Here is a 12,807-nt window from a genome sequence, read left to right on the forward strand (position 1 = left end):
ACATGGAAGAAAACACAGTGAAATTTGAGGAGAAATTAAAAGAACTGGTATCTCTCGGAAAAAAGAAGAAAAGTATTCTGGAGCTTCAGGAGATCAACGATTTCTTCTCTGACATGGAACTTGAATCCGAACAGATGGAAAGAGTGTTTGAGCACCTGGAAACAAACAATATCGATGTGCTGCGCATCAGCGGGGACGACGATGATATCGACGACGCAGATATCATCATCTCCGAAGAAGATGAGGTAGATGTTGAGAAAATAGATCTCTCTGTTCCGGACGGTATCAGCATAGAAGATCCTGTCCGCATGTATCTGAAAGAAATAGGTAAAGTTCCGCTTCTTACGGCGGATGAGGAAGTCGACCTTGCAAAACGGATGGCAGACGGGGACGAGGAGGCCAAAAAGAGGCTGGCAGAAGCGAACCTTCGTCTTGTAGTCAGTATCGCCAAGCGTTATGTAGGGCGGGGGATGCTGTTTCTTGACCTGATTCAGGAAGGGAACCTGGGACTGATCAAAGCGGTAGAAAAATTTGATTACCATAAAGGGTTCAAGTTCAGCACGTATGCCACGTGGTGGATCCGTCAGGCGATTACCAGAGCGATTGCCGACCAGGCAAGAACCATCCGGATTCCGGTCCATATGGTAGAGACGATCAACAAGCTGATCCGTGTGTCCAGACAATTGTTGCAGGAACTGGGAAGAGAACCTACGCCGGAGGAGATTGCGGCCGAACTGGACATGCCGGTGGAGAGAGTGAGGGAAATCCTTAAAAATCTCCCAGGAGCCGGTGTCGCTTGAGACGCCGATTGGTGAGGAAGAAGACAGCCATCTCGGCGATTTCATACAGGATGACAACGTACCCGTACCTGCGGAGGCAGCGGCTCAGACACTTCTGAAAGAGCAGCTTGACGAGGTGCTGGATACATTGACAGAGAGGGAACAGAAGGTGCTCCGCCTGAGATTCGGCATGAATGATGGACGGGCCCGCACGCTGGAGGAAGTAGGCAAGGAATTTGACGTAACGAGGGAAAGAATCCGTCAGATTGAGGCGAAAGCGCTCAGAAAGCTTCGTCATCCGAGCCGCAGCAGAAAATTAAGAGATTATCTGGATTAAGGAAGAGGCGCCTATGGAACTATCAAAAAGACTGCGTGCAGTAGCCGGTCTTGTGACAGAGGGCGCCTCTGTTGCAGATATCGGTACTGACCACGGATATATACCAATATATCTTATCATGTCTGGAACCGCCAGGAAGGCGATTGCCTCGGATATCAATGCAGGACCGCTTGAGAGGGCCAGGATACATATTCAGGAGAGCGGCGCGGCCGGCCAGATTGAGACGAGACGTTCGGACGGGCTGGAGGCGGTCAGGCCGGGAGAGGCAGACACGATGATAGCGGCCGGAATGGGCGGGGGGCTAATCATCAGGATACTGGAAGCCGGGAAAGCAGTGACCGGGCAGATGAAAGAGCTGATTCTCCAGCCCCAGTCTGAAATCAAAAAGGTACGGAGCTATCTGGTCAGCCATGGCTTTTCCATAGCGGAAGAAGATATGGTGGAGGAAGAAGGAAAGTACTATCCCATGATGAAAGTAGTGCACGGAACCGCAGGGGTATATACGGAGGCAGAGCTGCTCTATGGAAAGCTGCTGTTGGAACAGCGGCATCCAGTATTAAAGGAATATCTGCTGAGGGAGAAGCGTATAAAGAATGATATAGCTGTCCGGCTGGGCGGCAGCAGAAACGCGCGCTCCAGAGAGCGCGAAAGCGAGATCGAAAAGGAGCTTCGCCTTATAGATGAGGCTCTTGACCACTATAGATAGCAGAGAGGAAGGTTTTGGTATGCTTTGCCAGGAAATCATAGATATTATAGAGAAGAGCTATCCGGAAAAGTACGCGCTTGACTGGGATAACGTAGGACTGCTTGCGGGCAGGGACGACAAGGAAGTAACACGTATCTACATCGCTCTGGATGCGACGGACGAGGTCGTAGAAGCAGCGGCGGAACAGGGGGCGGATATGCTTATCACCCATCATCCTCTCATATTCGGCGGTCTCAGGCAGGTGACAAACCGTGACTTTATCGGGCGGCGTATTATCAAACTGCTGCAGAATGACATATCTTATTATGCGATGCATACAAATTATGATGTACTCGGTATGGCGGATCTGTCCGGAAGGATGCTCCATCTTCACGATGCCGAAGTGCTGGAAGTGACTTGGGATGACGGAAGCCAGGAAGGAATCGGCAGAGTGGCTGATTTAGAGGAGTCCATATCGCTTGCAGAATGTGCCGAGGCGGTAAAGGCCAGCTTCAACCCGGGACCGGTCAAGGTGTTCGGGGAGCTCGGGCGCAGGATCAAGAGAGTAGCCATATCGCCGGGAGCGGGCAAAAGCATGATTGGAGCAGCGCTCGGCAAGAAAGCAGACGTACTTGTCACTGGGGATATCGACCATCATACGGGCATTGACGCGGTGGCGGAAGGACTCTGCATTATAGATGCCGGGCATTATGGGGTGGAACATATCTTTGTTGAAGATATGAAAAGATATCTGGAAGAGCATGCCCAAGGTATAGAAGTGGCTGCCGCACCCATCCGGCATCCGTTTGTAATCATTTGAGCTTTGCACGACGTAACCACAGGACGGATGACGGGAGAAGGAGGAAGATATGGATAAGGAATTGTACAGCGTACAGATAGGGGACGAGATAAAGCGCTATGAGAGCGGGACTACATATGAGCAGATTGCCCGGGAATACCAGAAGGATTATCCTTATGACATCGTGCTGATATTTGTGAACGGTCGACTTCAGGAGCTTTATAAGCCGTTAAAATCCGATTGTGTAGTCAGCTTTGTGACGACTGCGGAGAATATCGGTCATAAGACGTACAAGAGAAGCATGAGCCTGATGCTTGTAAAGGCTGTCTATGACGTGGCCAACCACGAGGCCATCGACAAAGTGAGAATCCATTTCGCGGTGAGCAAAGGATATTTCTGCACGGTAGAAGGAGATATCGAATTGAACCAGGATTTTCTTGATAAAGTAGAGGCGCGTATGCGCGAGATGGTCGAGATGGATATGCCTATCCATAAAAGAAGCATCCATACGGACGATGCTGTCGCGCTGTTCCGCCAGCATGGAATGCGGGATAAGGAGAGGCTGTTTGAATATAGGAGAGTGTCGAAGGTCAATATATACAGCATGAATGAATTTGAAGACTATTACTACGGATACATGGTTCCGAGCGCCGGTTATCTGAAGTATTTTAAACTGTACCTGTATGATGAAGGGTTTGTCGTACAGATGCCGGTGGAAGAGGCGCCGGATATCGTCCCTCCGTTCGAACCGCAGAACAAGTTATTCCAGGTGCTTAAAGAATCTACAAAGTGGGGCGATATACAAGGCATCGAGACAGTCGGTGCGCTGAACGACAAGATAACGAAGAGCGATGTACGGGAAGTGGTGCTCGTTCAGGAGGCGATGCAGGAGAAGAAGATTGCAGACATAGCTTCAGAGATAGCAGGGCGTCCGGAGATTAAATTTGTCCTTATCGCCGGCCCGTCCTCATCCGGAAAAACGACATTTTCACACAGGCTCTCCATCCAGCTTCGGGCAAACGGGCTCGTTCCGCATCCGATAGCCGTGGACAATTATTTTGTGGAGAGAGAGGACAATCCGAAGGATGCGGACGGAAATTATGATTTCGAGTGCCTTGAGGCCGTGGACGTGGATCTGTTTAACAGACAGCTTCGTGAGCTGACAGAGGGAAAAGAAGTTATCATTCCGAATTTTAATTTCGTAACGGGACATAAGGAGTATACGAACAAGCCTAAGAAGCTCGGAGAGAACGACGTGCTTGTAATCGAAGGAATCCACTGTCTGAATCCAAAGCTTACCGAACAGCTGGCGGATGAGAACAAATATAAGATATATATCAGTGGCCTGACGCAGCTGAATATCGATGAGCACAACAGGATTCCGACCACTGACGGCAGGCTGATACGCAGAATCGTACGAGATGCAAGGACCCGCGGTTCGTCTGCCAGAAGGACTATCAGCATGTGGCCATCCGTGAGGAGGGGAGAGGAGCGGAACATATTTCCGTTCCAGGAAGAGGCGGACGTGATGTTCAATTCTGCCCTCATCTATGAGCTTGCGGTCCTGAAGCCGTATGTGGAGGCTCTTTTGTTTGGCATCGAGAAGGACTCCGTGGAATATATAGAGGCAAAAAGGCTTCTGAAATTCCTCGATTATTTTGTGGGGATTGGAAGTGAGTATGTGCCGACAAATTCCCTGCTCAGAGAATTTATCGGCGGAGGCTGCTTTAACGTGTAAGGAACAGATAGGAAGGACTCCGAAGGGAGAATTACAGCTTCATATCGTCCGGAAGCGGAGAGAGGAACTGCATCGTTTCACCCGTAATAGGATGTGTAAATGTGAGCCGGTGGGAATGGAGCGCCTGCCGGCTTATCACAGTATAGTCGGGATGATACAGGAAATCACCCGGAAGAGGATGCCCGATATGCTTTAGGTGCACGCGTATCTGGTGCGTGCGCCCGGTATCAAGCGTGACAGACAGAAGAGAATACCCATCTCTGTAATCGAGCCGTCTAAAATGGGTGCAGGCGTATTCACCGTCCGATGTATCTACACATCGTTCGATGGTGGACCCGGAACGGCGGGCGATAGGGGCTGTAATCGTCCCTTCAGCCGGGGTCAGGCCTGAAGCCAGTGCCAGGTATTCACGGCCGATGCGCCTCTCTTTTATCATGGCAGACAGAAGAGAGGCGCTCAGCATGTGTTTCGCCACGATGAGAAGTCCGCTCGTATTCTTATCCAGTCTGTTGATACAGCGGTATGTAAAGGAAATGCCCTTGGTGTTGTAATAGGAGACGAGGGCGTTGGCCAGCGTGTTGTCGTGATTGCCATGGGACGGGTGGATGGGCATGCCGGCCGGTTTGTCAATGACGAGGATATCTTCGTCTTCATACATAATATGTAAGGGAAGGGGAACCGGCAGAATACCGGAGGACCCTTCCCTTTCCTGTATGCTAACCATAAGCTTGTCCCCGACTGCAAGGGTATCTCCGGTCCTGGCCCATGCCCCATTGCGGACGATGCCGTCCGGCGTCCGTTTCAGATGGGTGATTATGGTACGAGAATATCCCCGGCTTTTTAGAAAGCCGAGGATATCCATCCCTTCATATTCTTTTGATATGCTGTAGTCAAGTACCCGTTCCATACTGCACCTCTTTGCTACTTAGATTTTACTTCCCGCCACAATTCATTGTATATGGCATCGTTTTCGTCCCCGAGGAATCGGAACGTCTCACATCTGTCCAGATCCTCTGCAGGGGGGAAGGCTATCGGATTGTCCCGGAGCGATTCATCCTCAATCAGCGCGCGTCCTCCCACGTTCGGGGTGGAGTAGGTGATATAGTCGAAGTTCATCTTGGCGATATCCGGGCGGCACAGGAAGTTGATGAACGTTTCCGCGTTTTCCTTGTGCTTTGCATTCTTAGGGATAACCCAGGAATCAACCCATACATTAGAGCCTTCCTTTGGTATGACATATTGAAGGTCCGGATTCTCCCACTGAGTGTATATGGCCTCCCCGGAATAGATGACGCCGATGGCCGCTTCATTGCCGATCATCTTATCGCGGACCTGATCTATGACATAAGCCTGTACGAGCGGTTTCTGCTGGATCAACAGCTTCTTGGCCGCTTCCAGTTCATCCAGGTCCGTGGAGTTCAATGAGAAGCCGAGATATTTCAATGTGATTCCGAAAGCGTCCCTGACGCTGTCCTGCATCAGTATGTTATCTCTGTATCTCTCATCCCAGAGCACGCTCCAGCTGTCGATTGGTTCATCCACCATCGTCTTATTGTACAGGATACCTACGGTTCCCCATGTGTAAGGGACAGAATACTTGTTATCGGGGTCGAACTGGCGGGACATCCCCATATAGGTGTCACCAATTTCTTTTATATTAGGTATATTGCTGAAATCAATCTCAGCGAGCAGGTCATTTTCTATCATCCGCTGAATCATATAATCAGAAGGGCAGACAACGTCGTACGCAATCGCGCCTGACTGTATCTTCGGATACATGATTTCATTTGTCTCATATTCCTCATAGACGACATCGATGCCCGTCTCTTCTTCAAATATGGCAATCGCGTCCGGATCCAGGTATTCTCCCCAATTGTAGACGATGACCTGGTTATCTCCGCCGGTGTCTGTCCTGGAACCGTAGAAGACGCCTCCTACGATTACGACCACCGCCATCATGACCGGAACGACTTTACGGAAGAGGAGGCGGCTAATCTTATGCCTGCGCCGCTGCCTTACAGGTTCACGCCTACGGCCTTGCTTCTCCTCAGGAGATATGTTTACGAGGATGAGCAGGAGAAGCACGGTGACAAACATGATGGTAGAAAGGGCGTACATCTCAGGCTTGATTCCCTTGCGCACTTCACTGTATATCTTTGTGGACAGGGTGTCCACTCCCGGCCCCTTTGTAAAATGCGTGATGATGAAATCATCCAGCGACATCGTAAAGGCCAGGAGAAAACCGGAGGATACACCGGGGAGGATATCTGGAAATACGACTTTGAAAAATGCGTGGACAGGAGAGGCTCCCAGGTCCAGCGCCGCCTCATAGGTGCTCTTGTTCGTCTGTTTCAGCTTCGGCGTGACACTCAATATGACATAAGGGATATTAAACGTTATATGTGCCAGCAGAATCGTAGAAAAACCGAGGGAGAAGCGGAATGCGATGAACAGAAGCATGAGTGAGATACCTGTCACGATATCCGCGTTCAGCATCGGTATGTTGGTGACTCCCATCATAAATGTACGGAACCTGTTCCGAAGCGCCTGGATTCCGATAGCGGCGGCTGTTCCGATGACAGTGGCTATCAGGGCGGAGAGCAGCGCGATGATAAGCGTCGTATATAAAGCATTCATTATCTGGTCGTTGCGGAACAATTCCACATACCATTTTGTTGTAAATCCTCCCCATTTGGATCGTGACTTGGACTTGTTGAACGACAGTATCATCAAGGTTACGATCGGCGCGTAAAGAAGGATCAGGATAAGGGTAAGATAGATTCTCTGTAATACGCTCTTCATCAAAATGCTGTCCCCTCCCCGTCTTTGTCATATTTGGCGATAAGCGCCATGCTTATGATAATGAATACCATAAGTACGAGTGAAAGCCCGGAACCTACATGCCAGTTGCTTCCCTGCTTGAACTCCTGTTCGATGACATTGCCGATGAGCAGTATCTTGCTCCCTCCGAGCAGGTCAGAGATTACAAATGTAGTAAGAGCCGGGACGAATACCATCGTAACCCCGCTAATGATGCCCGGTACGCTTAAGGGGAGGATGATGCGCAGGAACGTCTGGACGCTGTTGGCACCAAGGTCTCTGGCAGCAGCAATAATGTCTTTGTCTATCTTAGACAGTACGTTATATATGGGCAGTACCATGAACGGCAGGAAATTATAAACCATGCCAAGTACGATGGCATACGGCGTATTGATAATATCCAGCGACGGCAGATGCAGGAACTCCAGGACGACATTGATGATACCGTTTTTTTCCAGCAGGTTCTGCCAAGCCAGCGTGCGCAGAAGGAAATTCATCCACATAGGAAGGATGAAGATCAGTACGATAAAGCTCTGCTGGTTCACCCCCAGATTCGTAAGTATCATGGAGAGCGGATAGGCAAGGATAAGGCAGAACACCGTGCTGACGAAAGAGAGCAGCAGCGCCAGCCCTAGCGCTTTTAAATTCTCTGGCGTTGTTATCCTGGCAATATTGAGAAAAGTGAACCCTCCGTCTTTGTCCGTGAACCCATAATACAAAATCATGAGCAGAGGTATGATGATAAAAGCGGCACACCAGAACATATAAGGCCCTGCCAGCAGCTGCTTCATTTTCTTATGTTTATTCTTCAATGGTAACCGCCTCCGCATCTTCAGATTCAGGTTTTTTCATTATCTGTATATCAAAAGGATCCACCTGTATCCCTACTTCGGTCCCTACTTCAACCATGTCCGTGCTGTGTACGAGCCACTCGAAGTTATTGGCCGTCACTTCCATCTCGTAATGTACCCCTTTGAAGATAAGATGGGTCACTACCCCTTCGATAATGCCATCTTCCGGCTTCACAAGGTCAATGTCCTCGGGGCGGATGACGGCATCCACAGGCCGGTTTCTGCCAAAGCCGACGTCAACACATGGGAAGCTGGCTCCAAGTATTTTTACAAGCTTATCCTGAACCATCGTTGCCGGGAGTATATTGCTTTCTCCGATGAAGTCAGCAACGAAGGCATTCTTCGGCTCATTATATATGTCCTCCGGCGTACCGATCTGCTGAATGTACCCCTGGTTCATGACGACGATGGTATCTGACATGGTAAGCGCTTCCTCCTGGTCATGGGTGACATAGACGAATGTGATGCCGAGTTCATTTTTCAACCGGATAAGCTCATACTGCATATCCTGGCGCAGCTTCAAGTCCAGCGCCCCAAGAGGTTCGTCGAGAAGAAGAACTTTCGGTTCATTTACAATGGCTCGCGCGATGGCGATCCGCTGCTGCTGGCCGCCGCTTAAAGAGTCGGGTGTCCGGTCCTCGAAGCCTTCCAGATTGACAAGCTTTAGGGCATAGCGGATCTTGTCATTGATATAGGACTTTGTCTTACCTTTGATTTTCAGTCCGAAAGCGATATTTTCTGCAATCGTCATATTGGTAAAGAGGGCATACTTCTGAAATACCGTATTCAGCTGGCGCTTATTTGGCGCAAGGTCTGTAATATTCTTCCCGTCGAAGATTACCTTTCCGGTATCAGGAGACTCGAACCCGCCGATAATCCTCAGAAGAGTAGTCTTACCACAGCCGCTCGGGCCGAGCAGCGTTAAAAATTCGTTTTCCCTTATATACAGATTCAAGTCATCGAGCACAAGGTTATCCCCGAAAGATTTAGAGACATTTACAATATCAATTAATTTGTTAGACATAGCTTCCTCCTGATTCGTATATTTAAAAACTTGGCGGGGTACTCACCCATATGACAGTTGCCCCTGTCGTTTTATTTCCTTCTATATAGTGTTCGGAGTGAGGGGTAAAATAAAAGGCTTCCCCCTTCCTGGCACTGTATATCTTTTTGCCGATGTGAATCTTGATGCTTCCCTTGAGCACATAGCCAAACTCTTCCCCCTCATGAGGGACGTCCAGGTAAGTGGAACCGCCCGGTTCAAGCGTCAGCCGGATTGGCTCCATCATATTCTTCTGCGCGTTCGGAATAATCCATTCTGTCTTATTCTTAAGTTCTGTATCTATCTTTTCAAAGTAATCCTCATCGTGGAAGACAATCTGCTCTTCCGGATCCTCGCTGAAAAATTCATTGATGGTCGTCCCGAGCACTTGCAGCAGGTCCACGAGTGTGGCGATGGAAGGGGAGGTAAGGTCTCTTTCGAGCTGCGAGATAAAACCCTTGGAAAGCTCGGCGCGGTCCGCCAGCTCTTCCTGTGTCAGGTCCTTGGCGATACGTAGTTCCTTCAGCTTTTTTCCGATATCCATAACTGTCCTCCGTAAATGTATGGTTGTAAAAGTAAAAATAAACATAAAGTTTAGTATTTCTTAACTGGCGTGCAAAATCTATTATACTATAAACGGCAGAAAGTGCAATCATTTTTAGGAAATTTCTTCTTCATCAGGAGTTCTGCTCTTCCCTACTGCAGTAGAAGCGCTCCAGCCATTCCATCCGGGCGGACATGTTGGACATCAGCAGATCTGCCAGCGTGACTGCCACCATAGATTCAATGACCACGACCGCCCGGGGGACGATGACGGGATCATGCCGGCCGGTAATGGTGATTTCAGTGTTACGGCCCGACCTGTCGACGGTATCCTGCGGCCTGGCGATGGAAGGCGTAGGTTTTACGGCTGCCCGCAGCAGGATGGTACTGCCGTCGCTCATGCCGCCAAGGATGCCTCCCGAGTGGTTTGTTTTTTTCGTCACTTGTCCGTCTGCGGCCCGGAACGCGTCATTGTTCGTGCTGCCCGTAGCGGCCGCGGCGCGAAAACCATCGCCTATTTCAACGCCTTTTACAGCGCCGACTGACATAACTGCTTTGGCCAGGCCGGCATCCAGCTTGTCAAAGACAGTTTCCCCTATGCCCGCCGGCATCCCCGTTACAGTGCATTCGATAATTCCACCGGAGGAATCCAGGTTTTTGATGCACTGTTCCAGATATGCGGCGGCCTTGGCTGCATACTCGTTATTAGGCATATATAGGGCGTTTTCATTGATGCAGTCATAATGATAAGCAGAATGGGGTACAGTAATATCACCGATTGCGGTCGTATAAGCCGTGACACGTATACCGAGCGAAGCAAGCAGGCGGGATGCGACAGCTCCGGCGGCAACCCTGCCGATCGTCTCGCGTCCGGAGGAACGGCCGCCTCCGCGGTAATCCCGTATACCATACTTGCAGTCGAATGTATAATCCGCATGCCCGGGACGGTAGCAGTCCATAATCTTACCGTAGTCCCGGGAGCGCTGGTCCTGATTCTTTACGAGGAGCGAGATAGGCGTGCCAGTCGTCTTGCCCTCAAATACGCCGGATAATATCTCTGCCTGGTCAGATTCCTTCCGTGCAGTGGTATATCGGCTCTGTCCCGGCCTGCGGCGGTCTAAGTAATCCTGGATATCTGTATCGGTAAGAGGGAGCCCTGCGGGACAGCCGTCGATAACAACGCCGACGGCCGGGCCGTGGGACTCTCCCCAGGTTGTGATTTTAAATAAGGTTCCGTATGTTGATCCTGCCATGATTTGTCTCCTTTGTAGTGTGATACATAATCCTATTATACCCGTAATCACTAAATCTTCAAGAATTCTTCAGCAATTTTTCACGAATTTGCACTGTACTTTTGACAGGCATCATATTATAATAGATGCGTGTGAATATTTTAATGAGGAGTAGACGACTATGTCAGATATGCAGAAGAGACCAGAAGATATCGACAGAGAATCCGAAGAGATCATAGAAGAGACTATGAAGGAAATCTTTGACGATATCAACAACTCGGACGAATTTAAAGAAATGGATGATAGGAATGAAGAATCCGAAGAGGCAGACGAAGAATCTGGTCAGGAAGATAAAACAGAAGAAGAAAATGACAGGCCGGATAGTGAAGATACTGACACCGGTGGCATATCTTCTGATGACAGTGATATTGAAGCAGCCGGAGAAGTAGACGACGAGGATTTTGATGCGGAAGAAGCCGCCGTTGATTCTGAAGAATATGATTCTGAGGACGATGACGAAGAGGATGAGGGCGAGAAAGAGGAAACAGAGGCTGAGAAGGAGTTAAGGAAGCACAGAAGGAGAAAGAAGGCAGGAATCATCGCTGCCTCGGTTCTTGGAGCGCTTATACTTATCTATCTCGGGTTCGCCCTTTATTTCAGCAGCCATTTTATGTTTTTTACAGAGATAAACGGACAGGACTTTTCGATGAAGAGCGTCAGCCAGGTGGAAGAGCATATGGAGAAGCAGGTTGCCGACTATGTGCTTACGCTGGAAGAATCGGACGGAGGAACGGAGACGGTCAAAGGTTCAGATATTTCGCTGGAGTATGTCCAGGGCAAGGAATTGAAAGAGCTTGTCAAAAAACAGAATAATCTCTTGTGGATAGAGTCGCTCTGGAACCATCCGGAGATTACGGCAGAAGTAGGTGTCAAATATGATGAGAATGCCCTGAAAAGTATCGTCGAGAATTTGAACTGCCTGAACCCGGAGAACCAGACAGCGTCTGTGGACGCGCATCCGGAATTCAAGGATACAGAGTTTGTCGTTGTGCCGGAAGTGATAGGAACGCAGATTGACACAGAGAAGTTCAATGAGTCGGTAGCCGCCGCAATCAACGGATTTGCGTCAACATTGAACCTGTCGGATGCCGGATGCTATATCAGGCCCAGATTTGTCTCGGATTCCAAAGAAGTAATCGCGGCAAAGGACGCTATGAACAGTTACCTTGGCGCAAGCGTTACTTATGATTTCAGTCCAAGCACAGAGGTTGTGGACGCTTCTGTAATCTCCCAGTGGGTGAAGGTGGACGGAGACATGAACGTTACCTTCGATGAAGAGGCGGTTAAGGCGTATATCCAGACATTGGCCGATAAGTATAATACGAAAGGCAAGACGAGAACATTTACCACGGCGAGCGGCAACAGCGTCACGGTCGAAGGCGGAAGCTATGGCTGGAGGATTGACCAGGAGGCTGAATATAACGCGCTGACCGCGAACATCAAGAACGGAGAGACGGTGACGAGAGAGCCCGAGTATTCGAGCCGCGCAGCGAGTCACGACACGAATGATTTCGGAAACACGTATGCGGAGGTAGACCTTACGAACCAGCAGATGTATTTTATACAGAACGGGCAGGTCGTGCTTCAGAGCGGAATTGTAACCGGGAATCCGGGCAAAGGGCACGCAACCCCGCAGGGGACGTATTCGCTGGCTTACAAGGCACTTGACCAGGTGCTCAGGGGCAAGAAGCTGCCGGACGGGACATATGAGTACGAGTCCCCGGTCAAGTTCTGGATGCCGTTCAACGGAGGCATCGGATTCCATGATGCCACCTGGCAGCCGACATTCGGAGGATCCAGGTATCAGACGAACGGCTCGCATGGCTGTGTAAACATGCCTTATGACAAAGCGTCTCAGCTGTACGATTTGATTTCAGCCGGAACGCCGGTAATTCTGCATTACTGATAATTATAAAAAGCA

Annotated in this window: 10 protein-coding genes and 1 pseudogene; 5 read left to right on the forward strand and 6 right to left on the reverse strand. The window is 49.7% G+C overall.

Annotation, left to right across the window (positions count from 1 at the left end):
* Positions 1-2 precede the first annotated feature (2 nt).
* The 4 genes and pseudogenes from rpoD to HMPREF0980_RS13565 all read left to right on the forward strand — a co-directional run bounded on the left by rpoD (position 3) and on the right by HMPREF0980_RS13565 (position 4,338).
* Positions 3-1,116 (forward strand): annotated as a pseudogene (rpoD, locus tag HMPREF0980_RS13550) (RNA polymerase sigma factor RpoD).
* A 13-nt stretch (positions 1,117-1,129) separates the two neighbouring features.
* Positions 1,130-1,822 (forward strand): tRNA (adenine(22)-N(1))-methyltransferase, encoded by a 693-nt coding sequence (locus HMPREF0980_RS13555; RefSeq protein WP_049729623.1) that lies wholly within the window; start codon positions 1,130-1,132, stop codon positions 1,820-1,822.
* A 19-nt stretch (positions 1,823-1,841) separates the two neighbouring features.
* Complete coding sequence (locus HMPREF0980_RS13560) at positions 1,842-2,621, forward strand: Nif3-like dinuclear metal center hexameric protein (protein ID WP_049729624.1); 780 nt, start codon at positions 1,842-1,844, stop codon at positions 2,619-2,621.
* A gap of 49 nt (positions 2,622-2,670) precedes the next feature.
* Positions 2,671-4,338 (forward strand): nucleoside kinase, encoded by a 1,668-nt coding sequence (locus HMPREF0980_RS13565; protein WP_049729625.1) that lies wholly within the window; start codon positions 2,671-2,673, stop codon positions 4,336-4,338.
* A 31-nt stretch (positions 4,339-4,369) separates the two neighbouring features.
* On the opposite strand, the gene HMPREF0980_RS13570 is transcribed toward HMPREF0980_RS13565, so the two are convergent.
* The 6 genes from HMPREF0980_RS13570 to aroC form a co-directional block, all read right to left on the reverse strand.
* A complete protein-coding gene (locus HMPREF0980_RS13570) occupies positions 4,370-5,245 on the reverse strand; it encodes an RluA family pseudouridine synthase (protein ID WP_049729626.1) in 876 nt (291 codons plus the stop codon).
* Positions 5,246-5,259: 14 nt separating this feature from the next.
* Positions 5,260-7,140, reverse strand: a complete 1,881-nt coding sequence (locus tag HMPREF0980_RS13575; RefSeq protein WP_330375915.1) for an extracellular solute-binding protein — start codon at positions 7,138-7,140, stop codon at positions 5,260-5,262.
* The gene (locus HMPREF0980_RS13580; protein WP_049729628.1) at positions 7,140-7,988 is read right to left on the reverse strand and encodes an ABC transporter permease; all 849 of its coding nucleotides are present in this window, start codon (positions 7,986-7,988) and stop codon (positions 7,140-7,142) included. Before HMPREF0980_RS13580 ends, HMPREF0980_RS13575 begins: the two co-directional genes overlap by 1 nt.
* Complete coding sequence (locus HMPREF0980_RS13585; RefSeq protein ID WP_049729629.1) at positions 7,960-9,033, reverse strand: ABC transporter ATP-binding protein; 1,074 nt, start codon at positions 9,031-9,033, stop codon at positions 7,960-7,962. The genes HMPREF0980_RS13580 and HMPREF0980_RS13585 overlap by 29 nt, the downstream gene beginning before the upstream one ends.
* A gap of 22 nt (positions 9,034-9,055) precedes the next feature.
* On the reverse strand, positions 9,056-9,595 hold the full coding sequence (locus tag HMPREF0980_RS13590) for a helix-turn-helix domain-containing protein (RefSeq protein ID WP_049729630.1): 540 nt from the start codon (positions 9,593-9,595) through the stop codon (positions 9,056-9,058).
* 133 nt (positions 9,596-9,728) lie between these two features.
* A complete protein-coding gene (aroC, locus tag HMPREF0980_RS13595; protein WP_049729631.1) occupies positions 9,729-10,847 on the reverse strand; it encodes a chorismate synthase in 1,119 nt (372 codons plus the stop codon).
* A 160-nt stretch (positions 10,848-11,007) separates the two neighbouring features.
* Between aroC and HMPREF0980_RS13600 the strand changes: the two genes are divergently transcribed.
* The gene (locus HMPREF0980_RS13600; RefSeq protein WP_049729632.1) at positions 11,008-12,792 is read left to right on the forward strand and encodes a L,D-transpeptidase family protein; all 1,785 of its coding nucleotides are present in this window, start codon (positions 11,008-11,010) and stop codon (positions 12,790-12,792) included.
* The last annotated feature ends 15 nt before the right edge of the window (positions 12,793-12,807 follow it).

Source organism: Dorea sp. D27 (assembly GCF_001185345.1).
Taxonomy (GTDB): Bacteria; Bacillota; Clostridia; order Lachnospirales; family Lachnospiraceae; genus Extibacter.